This is a genomic window from Mesorhizobium sp. M8A.F.Ca.ET.202.01.1.1 (assembly GCF_004791595.1).
In the GTDB taxonomy this organism is placed as follows: domain Bacteria; phylum Pseudomonadota; class Alphaproteobacteria; order Rhizobiales; family Rhizobiaceae; genus Mesorhizobium.
On record NZ_SRUN01000002.1, the window covers coordinates 651,352 to 668,454 of the forward strand.

The 17,103-nt window shown below is 59.9% G+C and carries 15 protein-coding genes and 1 pseudogene; 9 read left to right on the top strand and 7 right to left on the bottom strand.

Annotation, left to right across the window (positions count from 1 at the left end; all coding sequences use genetic code 11):
- The first annotated feature begins 297 nt into the window (after nucleotides 1–297).
- The 3 genes from EN845_RS07840 (at nucleotide 298) to EN845_RS07850 (ending at nucleotide 3,501) form a co-directional block, all read left to right on the top strand.
- Nucleotides 298–1,554 carry an ABC transporter substrate-binding protein gene (locus EN845_RS07840; RefSeq protein WP_210235358.1) on the top strand — a complete coding sequence of 419 codons (1,257 nt, stop codon included), beginning with the start codon at nucleotides 298–300 and terminating at the stop codon, nucleotides 1,552–1,554.
- Nucleotides 1,555–1,670: 116 nt separating this feature from the next.
- Entirely contained in the window at nucleotides 1,671–2,627 is a 957-nt protein-coding gene (locus tag EN845_RS07845) for a sugar ABC transporter permease (RefSeq protein WP_245511672.1), read from the top strand.
- Nucleotides 2,617–3,501 (top strand): carbohydrate ABC transporter permease, encoded by an 885-nt coding sequence (locus EN845_RS07850; protein ID WP_127871006.1) that lies wholly within the window; start codon nucleotides 2,617–2,619, stop codon nucleotides 3,499–3,501. The genes EN845_RS07845 and EN845_RS07850 overlap by 11 nt, the downstream gene beginning before the upstream one ends.
- Nucleotides 3,502–5,450: 1,949 nt before the next feature.
- Here the strand turns inward: EN845_RS07850 and EN845_RS07860 are convergent.
- The 3 genes and pseudogenes from EN845_RS07860 to EN845_RS36060 form a co-directional block, all read right to left on the bottom strand.
- Complete coding sequence (locus EN845_RS07860; RefSeq protein ID WP_127871007.1) at nucleotides 5,451–6,257, bottom strand: aspartate/glutamate racemase family protein; 807 nt, start codon at nucleotides 6,255–6,257, stop codon at nucleotides 5,451–5,453.
- Nucleotides 6,258–6,322: 65 nt separating this feature from the next.
- Nucleotides 6,323–7,294 (bottom strand): oligopeptide/dipeptide ABC transporter ATP-binding protein, encoded by a 972-nt coding sequence (locus EN845_RS07865; protein WP_127871008.1) that lies wholly within the window; start codon nucleotides 7,292–7,294, stop codon nucleotides 6,323–6,325.
- Between the two features lie 83 nt (nucleotides 7,295–7,377).
- Nucleotides 7,378–7,731, bottom strand: a pseudogene (locus EN845_RS36060) (oligopeptide/dipeptide ABC transporter ATP-binding protein); the annotation flags it as partial.
- Between the two features lie 25 nt (nucleotides 7,732–7,756).
- Between EN845_RS36060 and EN845_RS36065 the strand changes: the two are divergent.
- The 3 genes from EN845_RS36065 to EN845_RS07880 all read left to right on the top strand — a co-directional run bounded on the left by EN845_RS36065 (nucleotide 7,757) and on the right by EN845_RS07880 (nucleotide 12,208).
- The gene (locus tag EN845_RS36065; protein ID WP_245511684.1) at nucleotides 7,757–8,107 is read left to right on the top strand and encodes a hypothetical protein; all 351 of its coding nucleotides are present in this window, start codon (nucleotides 7,757–7,759) and stop codon (nucleotides 8,105–8,107) included.
- Nucleotides 8,108–8,569: 462 nt separating this feature from the next.
- Nucleotides 8,570–10,990, top strand: a complete 2,421-nt coding sequence (locus EN845_RS07875; protein ID WP_127871010.1) for a phosphoketolase family protein — start codon at nucleotides 8,570–8,572, stop codon at nucleotides 10,988–10,990.
- Nucleotides 10,991–11,041: 51 nt separating this feature from the next.
- A complete protein-coding gene (locus EN845_RS07880; RefSeq protein ID WP_127871011.1) occupies nucleotides 11,042–12,208 on the top strand; it encodes an acetate/propionate family kinase in 1,167 nt (388 codons plus the stop codon).
- Nucleotides 12,209–12,247: 39 nt separating this feature from the next.
- On the opposite strand, the gene EN845_RS07885 is transcribed toward EN845_RS07880, so the two are convergent.
- On the bottom strand, nucleotides 12,248–12,763 hold the full coding sequence (locus EN845_RS07885; RefSeq protein ID WP_127277196.1) for a GNAT family N-acetyltransferase: 516 nt from the start codon (nucleotides 12,761–12,763) through the stop codon (nucleotides 12,248–12,250).
- Between the two features lie 52 nt (nucleotides 12,764–12,815).
- Nucleotides 12,816–13,463, bottom strand: a complete 648-nt coding sequence (locus EN845_RS07890; RefSeq protein WP_127277193.1) for a helix-turn-helix domain-containing protein — start codon at nucleotides 13,461–13,463, stop codon at nucleotides 12,816–12,818.
- Between the two features lie 331 nt (nucleotides 13,464–13,794).
- Here EN845_RS07890 and EN845_RS07895 point away from each other — a divergent pair, with 331 nt between their 5' ends.
- Nucleotides 13,795–14,223, top strand: coding sequence for a plastocyanin/azurin family copper-binding protein (locus EN845_RS07895; protein WP_245464307.1), 429 nt, complete (start codon nucleotides 13,795–13,797; stop codon nucleotides 14,221–14,223).
- 111 nt (nucleotides 14,224–14,334) lie between these two features.
- On the opposite strand, the gene EN845_RS07900 is transcribed toward EN845_RS07895, so the two are convergent.
- Nucleotides 14,335–14,865 carry a cytochrome b/b6 domain-containing protein gene (locus EN845_RS07900; protein ID WP_127277208.1) on the bottom strand — a complete coding sequence of 177 codons (531 nt, stop codon included), beginning with the start codon at nucleotides 14,863–14,865 and terminating at the stop codon, nucleotides 14,335–14,337.
- A gap of 43 nt (nucleotides 14,866–14,908) precedes the next feature.
- The gene (locus EN845_RS07905; protein WP_167531287.1) at nucleotides 14,909–15,187 is read right to left on the bottom strand and encodes a PepSY domain-containing protein; all 279 of its coding nucleotides are present in this window, start codon (nucleotides 15,185–15,187) and stop codon (nucleotides 14,909–14,911) included.
- Between the two features lie 390 nt (nucleotides 15,188–15,577).
- Here EN845_RS07905 and EN845_RS07910 point away from each other — a divergent pair, with 390 nt between their 5' ends.
- The gene (locus EN845_RS07910; protein ID WP_245511673.1) at nucleotides 15,578–15,940 is read left to right on the top strand and encodes a sulfocyanin-like copper-binding protein; all 363 of its coding nucleotides are present in this window, start codon (nucleotides 15,578–15,580) and stop codon (nucleotides 15,938–15,940) included.
- 151 nt (nucleotides 15,941–16,091) lie between these two features.
- A complete protein-coding gene (locus EN845_RS07915) occupies nucleotides 16,092–17,075 on the top strand; it encodes a zinc-dependent alcohol dehydrogenase family protein (protein ID WP_127871014.1) in 984 nt (327 codons plus the stop codon).
- The last annotated feature ends 28 nt before the right edge of the window (nucleotides 17,076–17,103 follow it).

Sequence of the window (17,103 nt, forward strand, 5' to 3'; positions counted from 1 at the left end):
CGGGATTTTGGCTCTGTAGCCCTCCGAAAATTTGCGGCTGAGGCCATTTTAGTGAGCCATAATTGTTGACAGATATGTAATATATAAACATGATGGTCAGACATTTGTTGCCAACTGGAGGGTGCGGCTCGCGGGTGCAATGCGAGCACATTGACCGAGCCGATAGAAGTCAGGCCAGAACGGGAAACGTCCCGATCAAGCAATGCCTGTGTCGACGAAACACAATGTCGTCGGCTGCAGGCTTTGAATTGATGATCGAGATCGAAAATTGTCAGAAAACTAAACAGGGGAATTCAGATGATCACACGTAGTCTTGTCATTGCTTCCATCATGTTGTCGGCATCGTCAACGATGTCGTTTGCCGGGGGAGAAAACGTTGAAGTCATGCACTACTGGACCAGCGGCAGTGAGGCGGCAGGTCTGGACGTTTTGAAACAGCTGCTCGAAAAGCGTGGCGTCACATGGGCGGATTCTCCGGTTGCCGGGGGCACCGGAATGAACATGGTACAGGTCCTTCGTGCGCGCATCGCATCCGATACCGCGCCTTCGGCTGCGCAGATGCACGCACAGCAGGTTCAGGCCTGGGCTGCCGAGGGCGTGCTCACCGATCTCAGCGATCTGGCCAAAAAAGAGGACTGGGCCAAGATTATCGCTCCGGAACTGGTGCCGCTTATATCGTACAACGGCAAGACCGTCGCCGTGCCGGTCAATGTCCATCGGTCGAACTGGCTCTGGTACAACAAGAAGGTGTTCGACAAGGCCGGCGTCCAGCCGCCGACCACCTGGGACGAATTCAATCAGGTCTCCGAAAAGCTGCTGGCCGCGGGTGTGACGCCACTGGCCCTTGGCGGTCAGCCCTGGCAGGAAGCTGATCTGTTCGAGAACGTTGTGCTTGGCCTGGGCGGTCCTGACTTCTACCGCAAGGCGCTGATCGAGCAGGATCAGGACGCGATCAAGAGCGAAACGATGGTCAAGGTGTTCGACCAGCTTCGCGTCATGAACAAATTCGTCGACAAGAACTACCCCGGCCGCGACTGGAACCTGGCGACCCAGATGGTGATCAAGGGCGAAGCCGGCATGCAGATTATGGGCGACTGGGCAAAGGGCGAATTGTCGCTCGCCAAGATGGAGCCGAATGTCGACTATGGCTGTTCGCCGGCGCCCGGCACCAAGGGCAATTACGTCTGGCTTACCGACAATTTCGGTTTCTTCACGACGAAGGACGAAAACCGCGTCAAGGGCCAGATGGAGATGGCGTCCGCCATTCTCGACAAGGATTTCCAGGAGGCCTTCAACATCAAGAAAGGGTCGATCCCGTCGCGTGTGGACGTTTCGATGGACAAGTTCGATTTCTGCGGCAAGGCGGCTTATGCCGATCGCGCCGAAGCGCAGAAGACCAACACGTCGCTTCCGTCGCTTACGCACAATGCTGCGACAGGAGCTACCAAGACCGGCGTCTTCCTCGACGTGGTCTCGACCTTCTTCGAAACGCCCACGATGACCTCTCAGCAGGCCATCGATCAACTCGTGGCCGGGTTGAAGTCGGCCGAGTAGCAGCAATCGAGCCGAAGCAACGCCCCCGAACCGGAGTTTCGGAGGCGTTGCCTCAACTACTTCGCATATCGCGCCGCAACCGCCCCTCGCCGCATGCAGGGGCCGTTATCCGGAGCATGCAGAAAGGCCATACTGTGGCGATGAGTTTTCCCGATGCAGGCGCTTTCGCCGACCGTAGCGCGCCAAAGTCCGATCTTCGGCTGTGGCTGGCCAAGAACGCCTCTCAACTGGCGCTCGCTCCGTCGGTGGTCATCGTGCTGGTTGTCATCTACGGCTTCATGGTCTGGACCGGCGTGATCTCGCTTACTGCTTCCAAAATGCTGCCGAACTACAGCTTTGTCGGATTAGCCCAGTACGGTCGTCTCTGGTCAAATCCGATATGGCAGATCGCCGTGTCCAACATCTTTATATTTGGCTTTCTGTTCATTGGTTTCTCGACGGCAATCGGTCTCGCTCTGGCGATCCTGATCGACCAGAAGATCCGCGCGGAAGGCTTCCTCAGGACCGTCTATCTCTACCCGATGGCGCTGTCCTTCATCGTCACCGGGACGGCGTGGAAGTGGATCCTCAATCCGGGTCTCGGATTGGAGCGTATGCTCCATTTATGGGGCTGGGAAAGCTTCAGGTTCGACTGGCTGGTCAACACCGAATACGCGATTTACACCTTGGTCATCGCCGGCGTGTGGCAGTCTTCGGGCTTTGTAATGGCCCTGTTCCTGGCGGCGTTGCGGGGCATCGATGAGGATCTCGTCAAAGCTGCAAGGCTCGACGGGGCAGGGGCGAGGGAAATCTATCGGCGCATCATCATACCTCAGCTTGGGCCGACCTTCATGACCGTCGGCGTCATCCTGATGCAACAGGCCGTAAAGAGCTTCGACCTCGTCGTCGCCCTGACGTCAGGCGGCCCCGGAAACAGCACCAATCTGCCAGCAACCTTCATGTACACCCAGACCTTCGGGCGCGATCAGATGGCGGTGGGTGCGGCCAGCGCCATCATGATCCTCATGACGGTGGCTGCGATCGTCGTTCCCTATCTTTATATCGACATCAGGAACAACCGCAATGAGCGCTGATGCCATCATCCTGCAGCGAGGCGCGTCGCATCAAGTCGCCCGCATCTTTATCTATGTTTGCCTTATCCTCTTCGCAGCCGTGTATCTTATGCCGCTGCTGGTCGTGGTCCTGACTTCCGTGAAGGACCTTGACGATATCCGCAACGGATCGATCCTTTCGCTTCCGCGGCGTGTTACCTTTGAGCCTTGGCGCCAGGCGTGGTCCGAGGCTTGCATAGGATTGCGCTGCGCCGGCCTCAGGGATTTCTTCATCAACTCCGTGGTGATGATCGTGCCCTCCGTCGCGATTTCCACGGCGGTTGGGGCGATCAATGGCTACGCACTGACACAGTGGAAATTCCGCGGTGCGGATCTGATTTTCGCGATCCTGCTGTTCGGCGTGTTCATTCCATTCCAGATCATCCTGATTCCAATGGCGCGGACCCTGGGCGCTATCGGCGTCGCCAACACCATGGCCGGACTCATAGTGGTCCATGTGGTTTACGGCATTCCGTTCACCACGTTGTTCTTCCGGAATTTTTTCCTGTCGCTGCCGTCGGATCTGGTTAAGGCGGCTCGGGTTGACGGCGCCGGTTTCTACCAGACTCTTTGGCGCATCATCCTGCCGATTTCGGTTCCCTGTTTCGTCGTGTCGATCATCTGGCAGTTCACCAACATCTGGAACGATTTCATCTTCGGCACGACCTTTACGTCGGGCGAAAATGTTCCGGTCACCGTGGCGCTAAACAATGTCGTGAACACGACGACGGGCGTCAAAGCCTACAATGTCGATATGGCTTCGGTGATCATGACCGCGCTGCCCACTCTGGCGATATATGTGTTCGCTGGCAGGTATTTCCTGCGAGGTCTGATGGCCGGTTCGATCAAGGGATAACGAAGGGACTGGTCGGCGCTGCTATTCGTGGCCCGCAGATCAATTCCTTCTTTGGGGAACAACACCAACGGGGAGATTTCTAGGAAGGACCAGCAGCCGGTGTTTCCCTGACTGTTTTATCAAAGCCAGGCACGGAGCCTGAAAACCATCACTGAACTGGAGCCCGTGTGAGGCCTCGCATCAAGCTACGCGACCTACAGCAACGTCTTTTGTATGAGACCAAAGTGCAGGCGATAGCGACGCGCTTGGTAGACAAATGGGGTTCTGCGAAGGCTCAGGCGCGTGCCCAGGCGGTGGCGCGACGCTCTGCGGGAACGCGAGCGAAAGTCGCCTGGGATATCGCTATGTCGGTCAGAGACTGCAATCGCCTGGATATTTACTATCACTGACAGGGGGGCGATTAAACTCGTCAATCGGCGCTCCGCCCCTCGCTGACCCAGGTTCCAATTGTCGAATCGTGCAAGACATCCTCCGAGCCTACCAAAAGTATTGCGCTTGCGATCTGAAAATGCGCTACTTAGGGCGGTGACGGTACTTTTCGGGATGGCTTTGGTACGCAGTCGAGTGCCGTAGGGTGAGAAAAATCGCCCGATTGGTCCCGATAGTTGGTGAAACTTCCAAATATTTTTTGCGGCAATTTTCCTTTTAAAATCAAAAGCGTAACTTTTTGACGGGCCATGCGTCGGGTTTCTTGCTTCGCAAGCAAGAAAAAACCAAGCTAGATCAATGGCCTAGCCGGGTTACAAACAATCGAGTGGGAATAGGGGTTAGGCGGCAATAGCGTGGTTTGCCGAACCATTTCCGGCGCGATCGCCTCTTTCGCTGTTTGGTTTAGATAGACCCCTTTCGATCTCCTGGCAAAACACAGGATTGATCTGAACGAAGTTGGGAACGATTGTAAGTGCAGTCGGCGCGTCGGAGAGTTGCGGCGTGCAACGGCGTGCAAATAGGCGGGTTCCTTTGCGCTCAGAGACCGTCGTTCAAGGGCAGCTTAGTCCCTGGGCACTTGGTTAGGCTGACCAAAATCGTCACCCTCTACGCTTGGCCATGATCCTGTTCCATCAGCATTATGTGGCCCGATTCGCCTCCGGATTTCGCACGCTAGTCCTTCTTGCAAATGATCACGCGGATGGCTGCTTCGACTGACGTATTTCTGGCGGTTTCAGTCAGCGGGCGTTCGCCGTGCGCCCTTCATTGGTTCGTGTCTGTGACTGTAATGCAGCGCGGTCCTTCCAAGCGAGAACCACCATTCAGACTGGCAACGGCGGGCGTCCTTCATTTGCTTGATCTCAAGCTGGAAATTATCACGGACACTTCAAAAAATTGACACGGTTCCCGGTCGAGCGGGAGCAGCACGCCATGACCCGGCATGGAATGGTCGAGCCTTCAGCCGCAGGCGCTTCGCCTCCGGCAACGGACCCGCGCGCCCACGGTGACTATCGATGTCGACAGGGCCACACCCAACCGCATCTCGGGTCGGCAATACCGCGCGGAGGCGCAACGAAGCGGCCTGTCCGCATCCACCCCTGCGCTTCCAAGCGGCGGTCGCGCCATCGCCGACATCAGCCGCAGATCGAAATCCCCATAGCCATCGACTTGTGGCCCGCGGGTTCCTTCCTCGGGGACTTTCGTACGCCTGCCGGCGCCCGAAACTCTTCCCGTAAGCAGACTTGCGGCTTCGAGGCTCGGAATGTCAGAAACGGACGTTCAGGCATCCCGCGTCTATCGACGCGGCTTGACCTATTTCTCGAAGCGGGTCATCACCCGTGGAACCGCTTGAGCTCGGCGAGGCCGCATTCGACGGGATGATGCCAGGTAACACGGGAGCGCTGGCAGTCCGTATCGCACGATATGTCCAGGGCCGGTCAAGAGTATCGAGGAGGCAATGTATCGCCTGCTTTATGCCACCGAATGGTTGCACGGTTGGTCGACGGCAAACCGATTCTGAATCAACCGGAAGCGTTTCCCTTGGGGTAAAAGCCCGTCACACTGTTGAGGACGTGGTCAGTGTTCGCAGGTGCCAAAACTGCCGGAGCAAAGGATGCAAGCGCGCCAGCATAGGGTTTCGCCAAGGGATAGGCATATGCCCCCCGTTTTGACGTGCTTAACCCTTGCGCCACTAGCGCCTCGGCCTGTTTCACCGCAGCCGCCACGCCGTCGATCACGGGCACGCCGTATTCGCGGCGCAGCTCATCCATAAGGTCGGCCATGCCGGCGCAGCCGAGTACGATCGCCTCAGCGCGATCCTCAGAGAGTGCGCGGGCGATCTCGCTCCTGAGTTTTGATTTTGCGTCCGATGCTGGATCCTCAAGCGACAGTACCGGAATGTCGGCCGCGCGCGCCTTCGCCTTGCTTTGCATCCCGTAGCGCTGCACCAGCGCTTCTAGCGGTACCCGGGAGCGATCCATGGTTGTCACCACGGTAAAACGCTGGGCGATGAAAGCTGCGGTCACCAAGGCGGCTTCGCAGATGCCGATAACGGGAATGGTGGCGAGTGCTCGTGCAGCATCAAGGCCGGTATCGTCGAAACAGGCGATCACCGCAGCGTCAGCCCCATTGCGCTCGCCGCCTGCGATTTCATCAAGCAGACCCGGTACCGCCAGTGCCTCGTCGTAATAACCTTCGATCGAAGCTGGGCCCATGCCGGATGTGGCGGCGAGTATCTCAGTCGAGCTCGCCGCCACCGCGGATGCAGCCCTGGCGATCGTCGCGGTCATGCTGGCGGTTGTGTTGGGATTGACGATGAGAATACGCAAGGCGTTACCTCACTTCCATGCGGCGATGATCCCGACTGCTTTGATCCTGCTCAACGCGCATCGCGCTAGAGGGTCGCATGATGGCAGCGCACCAACGTGCCGCCGACAGGGCGGGATTCGGGTGCGTCAGTCCGGCAGGTATCGGTGGCCAGCGGACAGCGCGGATTGTAGGCGCAGCCAGGCGGCGGATCGATCGGGCTCGGCAGGTCGACTGTCGCCGGCACGCGATCGCGGTTTGGGCGATCTAGATTGGGCACGGTATCGAGCAGGAAGCGCGTATAGGGATGTTGCGGCCGTTCGAAGATTTCATCGGTTGCGGCTTCCTCCACGATCCGGCCGAGATACATGACGGCGACACGATCCGACACGTGCCTCACGGCCGCCAGATTGTGGCTGATGAACAAATAGGTGAGGCCGAGTTCACGCTGCAGGTCTTTGAGCAGATTGAGGATCTGCGCCTGCACCGACACATCGAGAGCCGAGGTCGGCTCGTCACAGACCAGAAACTCCGGTTCGGCAGCCAATGCCCGGGCGATAGAGATGCGCTGGCGCTGGCCACCGGAGAATTCGTGCGGATAGCGGTTGGAATCCTGACCGGAAAGGCCGACCGTCTCCAGCAATTGTCTGACGCGTGTCTGCGTCTCCGCGCCCGAGGGGCGCAAACCCATTTGTTTGATTGGCTCGGCGATGATGGCGCCGACGCGCCAACGCGGATTGAGGCTGGCGAAGGGGTCCTGGAAGATCATCTGGGTGCGCACCAAACCATCGCGACCGCTGCCGTTCGCAAACGAAAGCCTGCCGCGCGTCGGCTGATACAGTCCGACCACCAGGCGCGCCAATGTCGATTTCCCACAGCCGGATTCGCCGACGATCGAAAACGTGGTGCCGCGCGGGATCACAAAACTCAGGCCGTCGACCGCCTTGAGCGTGCGTTGCGGCTTGCGCATCACCGTGCGGTCGAACCAGGAGGGCGAGACATTGAAGAAGCAAGCGACGTCGTCGACCCGCAGCGTCGGCTTGGTGAGCGCGTTTGTCATGCCGCCTCCACGGCATTGCCGGCGGCAAGGGTCCAACACGCAGCCATACCGGAAACGTTTTTCTGCAAGGGCGGCAGAGCGGTACGGCAGCGCGTATCCGCCAGAACGCAGCGCGGATGGAAAGCACAGCCGGGCGGCATGGAATTCAGACGCGGCATCGCGCCGTCAATCTGGACGAGACGCTCGTGACGCGTCACCAGGCTCGGGATCGAGCCGATCAATCCGCGCGTGTAGGGATGTTGCGGCCGGCGGATGATGTCATCGACCGGCCCGATTTCGACGATGCGCCCGGCATACATTACCGCCACGCGGTCGGCGGTTTCCGCGATCACGCCCATGTCGTGGGTAACCAGCATCACGGCGGTTCCCCTGTCGCGGCAGATGCGTTTCAGCAGCGCGGTGATCTGTGCCTGGATCGAAAGCGTCGGAATATCGATGCAATAGCCAGGTCCACTCGCACATATGGCCGGGATCCAGCCTTTCGGATTGGAGTTTTGGGCCTCTTTCCCAAGCCGGCCCGAAGAATTCACACAAGGGACCCGCGCCCCGATTGTAAAACTGTTCGAGGAACAGCGTATAGAGCCCGTCCAGGCGGCGGCGATGCGAAGCGTCCCGCGTTTTCGTTGCAAGCACCAGGCAGGCTTCGAACAGATGCATATGTGGATTTTGCCGCCGGGGCAACGTCCCATGCTCGTCCTCGGCCCAGCCGCCCGCCGGATCGGCGAGAGTGGTGTCGATGGCCGTGAGCAAAATTTCGATCTGCTTGCGATAGGCGATGCGGTCCGTGGCTGCGAAAAGGGCGGCGAGCGCTAATAGCACGCAGGCATTGTCGTAAAGGTCGCGGGTCTCGTCCACAGCCGAGCGGGCGACGCGATCAATCGTTCTGGCATAACCCGGCCGAGAGCCGCCGATCCAGGCCGCAGAATGAAGATTGGCGGCATCGCGCCGCGGGGCTGGACGTCGTTCGATCCTGGGCCGCCAACAGACACCTGGACAATCTTAGGCAGATGTCGTGACAGCGCAGATTTTGGCTGTGGGTTGCGTCGAACCGGCCGACCCCGCTCTCTCGCCTTTTTTGCGGTGGATCAAAGCGTGCGCGATCCAGCGCTACTACTGATGTCACGAACAGCAGTTATCGCAAGTCCTTAGGTGCCGGTGGCCGGTTGACCGTGAACCAAACAGCGCGGGAAGCGTTTGTGTCCATTCACTGCAGATCGATGGCACAGGCGCATGTCGCGGTACGGCGAGATGCACCAAGAGGCAATGGAGCCAGACATGACCCAACACACCTCTCTCGCCCAATCGAGCCAGCCTTCCGAGCATGAATTGCAGGACATCGATGCCTATTGGCGCGCTGCCAACTATCTGACGATTGGCCAGATCTACCTGCTCGACAATCCGCTGCTGCGCGAGCCGTTGCGGCTGGAGCACGTCAAGCCGCGTCTCCTCGGCCACTGGGGAACGTCGCCCGGCTTAAGCTTCATCTATGCGCACCTCAATCGCGCGATCCGGCTCAGGGACGCGAATGTCATCTATGTCTGCGGCCCCGGCCATGGCGGCCCGGCAATGGTGGCGAATACCTATCTGGAGGGCACCTACAGCGAGCTCAATCCCGACATCGCAATGGACGAGCAGGGGATGCGCAAGCTGTTCCGGCAGTTTTCGTTTCCCGGCGGTATCCCGAGCCATGCAGCACCAGATGTGCCCGGCTCGATCCATGAGGGCGGCGAGTTGGGCTATTCGCTCTCGCATGCCTATGGCGCGGCTTTCGACAATCCGGATCTTGTGGTCGCCTGTATCGTCGGTGACGGCGAGGCTGAAACCGGACCACTGGCAGCCGCGTGGCATTCCAACAAATTCCTCAACCCTGCGCGCGACGGGGCGGTGCTGCCGATCCTGCATCTGAACGGCTACAAGATCGCCAATCCAACCATTCTGGCTCGCATTCCCGAAGACGAATTGCGCGCGCTGTTTGCTGGCTACGGCTATGAGCCGCTGTTCGTGGAAGGCGACGAGCCGGCTCTGATGCATGAGCGGATGGCGAGCGTTCTCGACGATGCGTTTGATCAGATCCAGGCTATCCAGCATGCCGCACGCAACGGACCTGCGGCGACCGCGTCACGACCAAAATGGCCGATGATCGTGTTGCGCAGCCCCAAGGGCTGGACCGGCCCGAAAGAGGTCGACGGCCTGAAGACCGAGGGCTTCTGGCGCTCGCATCAGGTTCCCTTGTCAGGCCTTGCGGAAAACCCCGCGCATCTCAAGCTGCTCGAGGAATGGCTGAAAAGCTACCGGCCCGAGGAGCTGTTCGACGCTGCCGGCGCTCCTGTCGCCGCGATCCGTGCCACGGCACCCCAGGCAACGAAACGAATGAGTGCAAACCCGCACGCCAATGGCGGCCTGCTGCGCAGGTCTCTCGAACTGCCCGGGTTGCATGACCACGCCATTGCGCTCGAGCGCCCCGGCGCCATCAAGGCCGAGTCGACGCGGGCCATGGGCAGTTTCTTGCGAGATGTCATGCAGTTGAACGAGGCTTCGAAGAACTTCCGGATCGTCGGCCCTGACGAGACTGCCTCGAACCGCCTTCAGGACGTGTTTGAGGTGACCGAACGTGGCTGGATGGAAAAGATCCTGCGCGAAGACGTTCATCTGGGACGCGATGGCCGGGTTCTCGAAATCCTCTCTGAGCACACCTGCCAAGGTTGGCTGGAAGGCTACCTGCTTACCGGGCGCCATGGCCTGTTTTCCTGCTACGAGGCGTTTATCCACATCGTCGATTCCATGTTCAACCAGCATGCGAAATGGCTCGATGCCTGCCGCGATATCCCATGGCGGCGGCCGGTCGCATCACTGAACTATCTGCTGTCGAGCCATGTCTGGCATCAGGAACACAACGGTTTCAGCCATCAGGATCCCGGATTCATCGACGTCGCCCTCAACAAGAAGGCGGACATCGTGCGCGTCTACCTGCCACCGGACGCCAACACTTTGCTGTGCGTGACCGACCATGTGCTGCAGACCTGGAACCGCATCAACATCATCGTCGCCGGCAAGCCGCCATCTTGGCAGTGGCTGTCGATGGACAAGGCAATCGTTCACTGCAGGGCGGGGATCGGCGTCTGGGACTGGGCGTCAACGGACGATGGAGCTGAGCCCGACGTCGTGATGGCTTGCGCTGGCGACGTCCCGACCCTCGAAACGCTGGCCGCAGTGCAGATCCTTAGGCAACAGGCTCCTGATCTCAGGATCAGGGTGGTCAATGTTGTCGACCTGATGACCCTTCAGCCTAAGGAATATCATCCGCACGGCCTGTCGGACCGCGAGTTCGATTCGCTGTTCACCGCCGACAAGCCGGTGATCTTCGCCTATCACGGCTATCCCTGGACCATCCATCGCCTGACCTATCGACGCACCAACCACGACAACATCCATGTGCGCGGCTACAATGAGGAGGGCACGACCACGACGCCCTTCGACATGACGGTGCTGAACGGCCTTGACCGCTTTCATATCGTCCAAAGCGTCGTAGATTGGGTTCCACGACTGAAGAGCATGCGGGTCGGGGTTAAGCAGGCGATGGACAGCAAGCTGCTTGAACATCGAGCCTATATTCGCGCCCAAGGGCAGGATATGCCGGAAATCCTTGAGTGGAAGTGGGAACAGGATGCCGATGCGGGGCCGAGGCGTCCAGATTGAGCGGATGCCCGTTCGCAAGCGCAAGGAAACGGCAACATATAGGATGGCTTCATGACCGATGCGATCCTTGTCCTGAACGGCGGTTCTTCGAGCCTGAAGTTCGCCGTTTTCGAGCGACGCGGTGAGCTCCCGCTGCTGCTGCGCGGCAATGTCTCCTCTCTCGGTCAACAACCGCGGCTGCGAGTCGAGGCTGCGGCCGGCAGGTCAAAGATCGACAAGAGCTTGGGCGAAGCTCCGATCGGTATGGGCAAGGCGTTCGCGGCGGTTGCATTCGTGCTCGCCGAAAACGATCTCCTGCGCCGCATCGACAGGGTAGGACACAGGATCGTTCACGGTGGGCGTGACTTCACCGAAGCGATGCTGCTCGACGAACGCACGCTCAAAGCACTGCGCCTGCTAGAGCCGCTGGCGCCCATCCACCAGCGGATCAATCTCGAGATTGTCGCGCTGGCCGCTGAAATCTTGCCGCAGGCCCTCCAGGTCGGTTGCTTTGACACGGCGTTTCATTCGACCAGACCGGAGCTCGCCAAAATCTACGGGCTGCCGTGCGCGATGACTGACGCGGGCATCGTTTCCTACGGCTTTCATGGGCTGTCCTACAGTCACATCGCTGCGAAGCTGCGTGACCGATACGGCGCGCACGCCGGCGGTCGGGCGATCGTTGCCCATCTCGGCAGTGGCGCCAGCCTGTGCGCGATGGCCGCCGGACGAAGCATCGCCACGACGATGGGGTTTTCGACGCTCGACGGCCTGGTGATGAGCACGCGCTGTGGCGCGCTCGACCCGGGGATTATCCTTCACTTGCTGCAGGAACGGCGACTGTCTGGAGACGAAATGGTCACGCTTCTCTACGAGCAATCGGGCCTGCTCGGAGTGTCTGGAATATCGGGTGATATGCGGACGTTGATCGCCTCGGACGATCCCGCCGCCGCCGAGGCTGTCGCGCTCTTCGTTTATCGGATCGGACGTGAGATTGGATCGCTGGCCGCTGCCATGGGAGGACTGGACACGCTGGTGTTCACGGCTGGCATCGGCGAAAACGCGCCGTTGGTCCGGGAGAGGATTTGCGGTGCCGCTGCCTGGCTTGGAGTCGATCTCGACGAGAAGCGAAACCGAGAGGGCGAGGAACTGGCCAGCAACGCGACTTCCCGCGTCGATGTCCTTGTCATTCCTGCGGATGAAGAATGCGCTGTGGCCGCGGAGATGCTCGTCTTTTGACCTGCCGCGCCCACAACGGCCCGCAAGGGGCCAAGGCAGCTAAGCGGCTGATCGCGCCCCCAGCTCCCGTCGAACCAGGACCAGCGTCGCATCGTCGGGATCGGTCGTGACGGTGAAGCCCATGTCGCGCTCGACCTCGATCGCGGCACGGTTCTCGCGGCTCTCGATCGACTCGATCGCTTCCAGGCCGAGGTCTTCGGCATAGTTCGCGATATAAGCGAGCAACTCCCAACCAACGCCCAGATGCTTGCGATCCGCACGAATGCAGATCGCGACCTCACCGTTTCGATCGGCGGCATCGCTTGCCAGCGTTGCAACCGCGATCAGCATTCCGTCGGTGGAGAAGGCTAGAAAATTATGGATGTGGGCGTCGTCTGAACGCGTCATCGCGACCAGCCGTTCATGCGAGACCTCCTTCACCGCGCCGAGAAAGCGAAAGCGCAGGTCGTCCGGGGTCACATGGGTGAAGAACTCGGCCAGCGTTGGCTCATCCTCAGGGTACGCGCGGCGCACTTCGAAGCGAAATCCGGTGTGGGTGGTAAGTGTATGGTGCATGACAACAGGGTCCTGATCTGAGGCTGACGTTACGCTGTCTGCTTGGGAGGGCTCATACGCCCATGGTCTGCAACACATCCTGCTTGAGGATTTCGACGCTGCGCAGGTTGAGCAGGCGGATCACGCCCTTATCCTTCAGCCGGGTGAAAACCCGCGACACGGTCTCGATAGTGAGTCCGAGATAGTCGCCGATGTCCATGCGCGACATCGGCAGCTCCACCTGCCGCAATCCACCTTGCCGCTCCATCATGTCGACCAGGAAGGCGGCGACACGTTCGATGGCGTTCTGACGACCGAGGACAAGGAGGTGCTCCTGCGCCCTCGTCAGGCCCTTGAGTGCCAGGGGAAGCAACTGATGGGACATGTCCGCTCCAGCGCTGAAGCGGAAGGCGCGTACCCCGGTGGCATTGATCGCTTCGGCGAAGAAATGATGCGTCGTGTCGCCTTCGAAGCCGAACGTCTCTCCGGCGAGGTGGAAGGCGCTAATCTGCCGGCGGCCGTCCGCGAGCAGGCGATAGATGCGTACGGCGCCGAATTCGACCTGGTAGAAAGCGCCAGCCTTCTCGCCTTGAGCATAAATCTCCGAACCGGCGGGAAAGAAGCTGACCGGCTGTTGCGTTTCCGAGTCGAGGGCCACTGGCAGGCTTGGCTGAGCAGAATGCGACGGCAATGAAATTCTGGAGGCGGTGTAAGCGTGCATGGCTGTTGTCCAGGTTGTTTCGCGACACAGCAATCGCGCGAATCCGCGGGTCGCGAAATTCGGTTTTGTCCCTACGGGAAACTACCTAGGCACGCGCCGGCCCGCTCATGTCCAGAGCAGATTCGATGCGCCGGCTTGGCCGGAGGGTGTCGCCTCTTCCGGCCCTGTCTCCATTGTCAGCCTGTTGTCAGCTTGGCCGCGCTAGGCCGGCGCTGCGACCGGAAATGATTCTTCAAAACCATCGGCTGCGGGGTCGCCGCACGCGATCAGGAGCAATTCTAACATGCAGTTTTTCAAGTCCGGACTGGTCTTGGTCCTCTTGACGGCGTCGGTGCCAGCCTTCGCCAACACGACCGTCAACGTAAAGCTTTGGGACAAGGACGGTGCCGTGAACCCGGACGCCAAGATGGGGATGGGCATGCCGGCAAACATGAGCATGGCGACGATGGCCATCAAGCTGGACAAGACCGTCGTACCCGCGGGCGAGGTTACCTTCAAAGTCAGCAATACGTCCAAGGACACGGTTCACGAAATGATCGTCGTGCCGGCCGCGGATGCGAAAAAGACCGCATTGCCGTATGTGAAAAATGAAAATCGCGTCAACGAGGATGCGGCCGGCCATCTCGGCGAGGTTTCCGAACTCGATCCAGGCAAAACCGGATCGCTGACCCTGGACCTCAAGCCGGGCAGCTATGCCGTTTTTTGCAATATCCCCGGTCATTTCATGAATGGAATGTGGGCAACGATCCTGGTCAAGTAGACGGTGATCCAACGCTGCAACCCGCCCGCCAAAAGGCGCGGCGGGTTGCTGTTCATTGCTTCCCCGATCGAGACCGCTACCGCTTGCGCCCGATTGATGATTGGCCGATCGTCAAGCGATGTCCGCCGGTTCGGCGCTGCGTTTTCGTCCGGTGATCATGGCTCGGACCAGGTTTTCGCGGTGGCGAAAGCTTGCCAGGGCGACACCGCCAATATGAAGCAAGACGAGGAGCAACAGGCCGTGCGCCGCCAGGCTATGTGCGGCTTCGACCCAGGGCACACCGAAATAGGCGTCGGTCGTCATCAGCCAGCCGGTAAGAGCGGTTGAAGCCATCGCCGCGATCAAGACGATCACCATCGCGCCGCCAGCCGGATTGTGGCCGATATATCGGGCCTCGCGGCCGCTCAGTATTGCCGAGAGATAACGCGCGACAGTCGCCGGATCACGCACGAATTGGGAGAACCGCGCATAGCGGGTACCAAGAACACCCCACAGAAGCCTTATGCCGATGAGGGCGGCGGCGGCGTATCCGGCCCAGTGGTGGATACCCTCCGAGGAATGGGAGGTGAGCCAGGCCGTGACGAAGCTGAGCACCAATGCCCAATGGAAACTCCGCACGGCCCGATCCCAGACGCGCACCATCGGCGGCGATGGGTGCGCGCCTGCTGCTGCCGGAACGTTCTGATCAATTTTCGCCGGCTTCGGCATTGTCGAGCTTTTCAAGGGTCTCGGCATTGTAGGCCAGATTGACCTTTTTGCCCGCCTTGTCGACCGCGTAGACCTCATAGCAGCCCTTCTCGACCTTGATCTGCCGCACGGTGAGGCCTTCGCCAGTCAATTGTGCTTCCAGTGTTGCCTTGGGCTTGAATTGCGATTTTGGGGCGGTGCTGCAGCTGCCGCCGGCGGCGAGCGCCGGTCCCGCGATCATGCCTGCCAAAGCGGTGAAAACGAGTGTGCGATACATGATGACTCCATTCGGAAGGTTGGGCGCCGATGTTGCGCCCGCAGGTGGATCTTCGATCGTCCAGACGGCGATTCTCACCGCCATTGGAGCGAAATAATCAATTCAAGCTGACAACTGGCTGACAATTGTATCATCGGCACCGATCGGGGCCGCGCTGATCAATTTGATCTGGCGCAAGGACGGCGGGTGACGTCGTGAGCAGGATGACGGCCGGATGTAGAGCACTTCTGCTGCCCACCCGGAAAGAGGATCGCCATGAAAACCGTATTGAGGAAAGCAACATTTGGGCTTGCTGCTGCAATGCTCATGGCTAGCCATGCCGGCGTCGTCCAGGCTGCTTCGCTTGTCAAAGTCTCGCTCTGGGACAAGGGCGCGAGCACGGAGATGCCGATGGGTCTTGCGTATGCAGCGCCGGGCCTCGATCTCGCCAAGGCGACCATGGGCATCAAGGCTTTGCCAAGTGTGGCAAAGGCCGGAGAGGTCACATTCAATGTGAAGAATGACTCCAAGGACACCGTCCACGAAATGATCGTGATGCACCTTGCCGATCCCGGCAAGCCGCTTCCTTACCTTGAAGCCGAGAACCGCGTCGACGAAGACAAGGCTGGCGACAAGGGCGAAGTTTCGGAGCTTGATCCGGGAAAATCAGGCACGTTGACCGTCGAGCTGAAGGCTGGAAAATACCTGCTTATCTGCAACGTGCCAGGTCACTATGGAGCCGGCATGTGGGCCGAATTCACCGTCGAGCCATAGATAATGAAGCAGGCAGCCGCCTGGCCGGAACCTGTGACTGCCGCAGTTTTCGAAAGCCTGCCGGGATCGCCGGCCTTGTCGGTTTGGCCGCGCCACGGCGGAGGCTGGGCAGTCACGGCATTTGTTTTTCCGGGGCAACATGGAGCACGTCATGAGAGCGATGGTGCTCGAAAACATCGGCGTGCCATTGAAGCTGGTCGACAGGCCTGATCCCATAGCGAGACCCGGTGAGATCAGGTTGAGGATCGAGGCATGCGCTGTCTGCCGGACCGATCTGCATGTCATTGATGGCGATCTGCGTCATCCAAAACTGCCGCTCGTTCCGGGTCACGAAATCGTCGGCACTATCGATTCCGTCGGCAAGGGCGTGGCGCGTTCCAGGATCGGGCGCAGGGTTGGCGTGCCTTGGCTTGGGCACACTTGCGGGCATTGTCCCTACTGTGTCGCGGAGAATGAAAATCTCTGCGATCAGCCAGATTTCACGGGTTATACACGCGATGGCGGCTTCGCCAGCCATGTCATTGCCGACGCGCAATTCGCCTTCGATCTGGACACGGATGCCGACCCCGTATCGCAGGCGCCGTTGCTTTGCGCTGGCCTGATCGGCTGGCGATGCCTGAAGAAGGCCGGTGACGGCAAGCGGCTCGGGATCTACGGCTTCGGTGCCGCTGCACATATCGTTGCGCAGATCGCAATCTGGCAGGGTCGTGACATCTTCGCTTTCACCCGGCCCGGCGACAGTGAAGCACGGGAATTCGCCCGCTCGCTCGGCGCGACGTGGGCGGGCGGGTCGGAGGAGCTTCCGCCCAGGCAGCTCGATGCCGCGATCATCTTCGCTCCTGTGGGTGACCTGGTGCCGATCGCACTTGGTGCCGTGCGCAAGGGCGGCCGGGTGGTTTGCGGCGGCATCCACATGAGCGACATTCCGGCGATGGCCTACGAGTTGCTCTGGGAAGAGCGTGAACTGGTGTCGGTTGCAAACCTGACGCGCCGCGACGCCGAAGAGTTCTTTCCCATTGCCAGGCGCGCTCGGGTGCACACGTACACCAAGGTCTACCCGCTGGAACAGGCCAATCAGGCATTGGACGATGTGAGGCAAGGCAGATTGAGCGGCGCCGCCGTCCTGGTGCCGTGATCGGCATTCAACGAGCGTTATGTGGGAG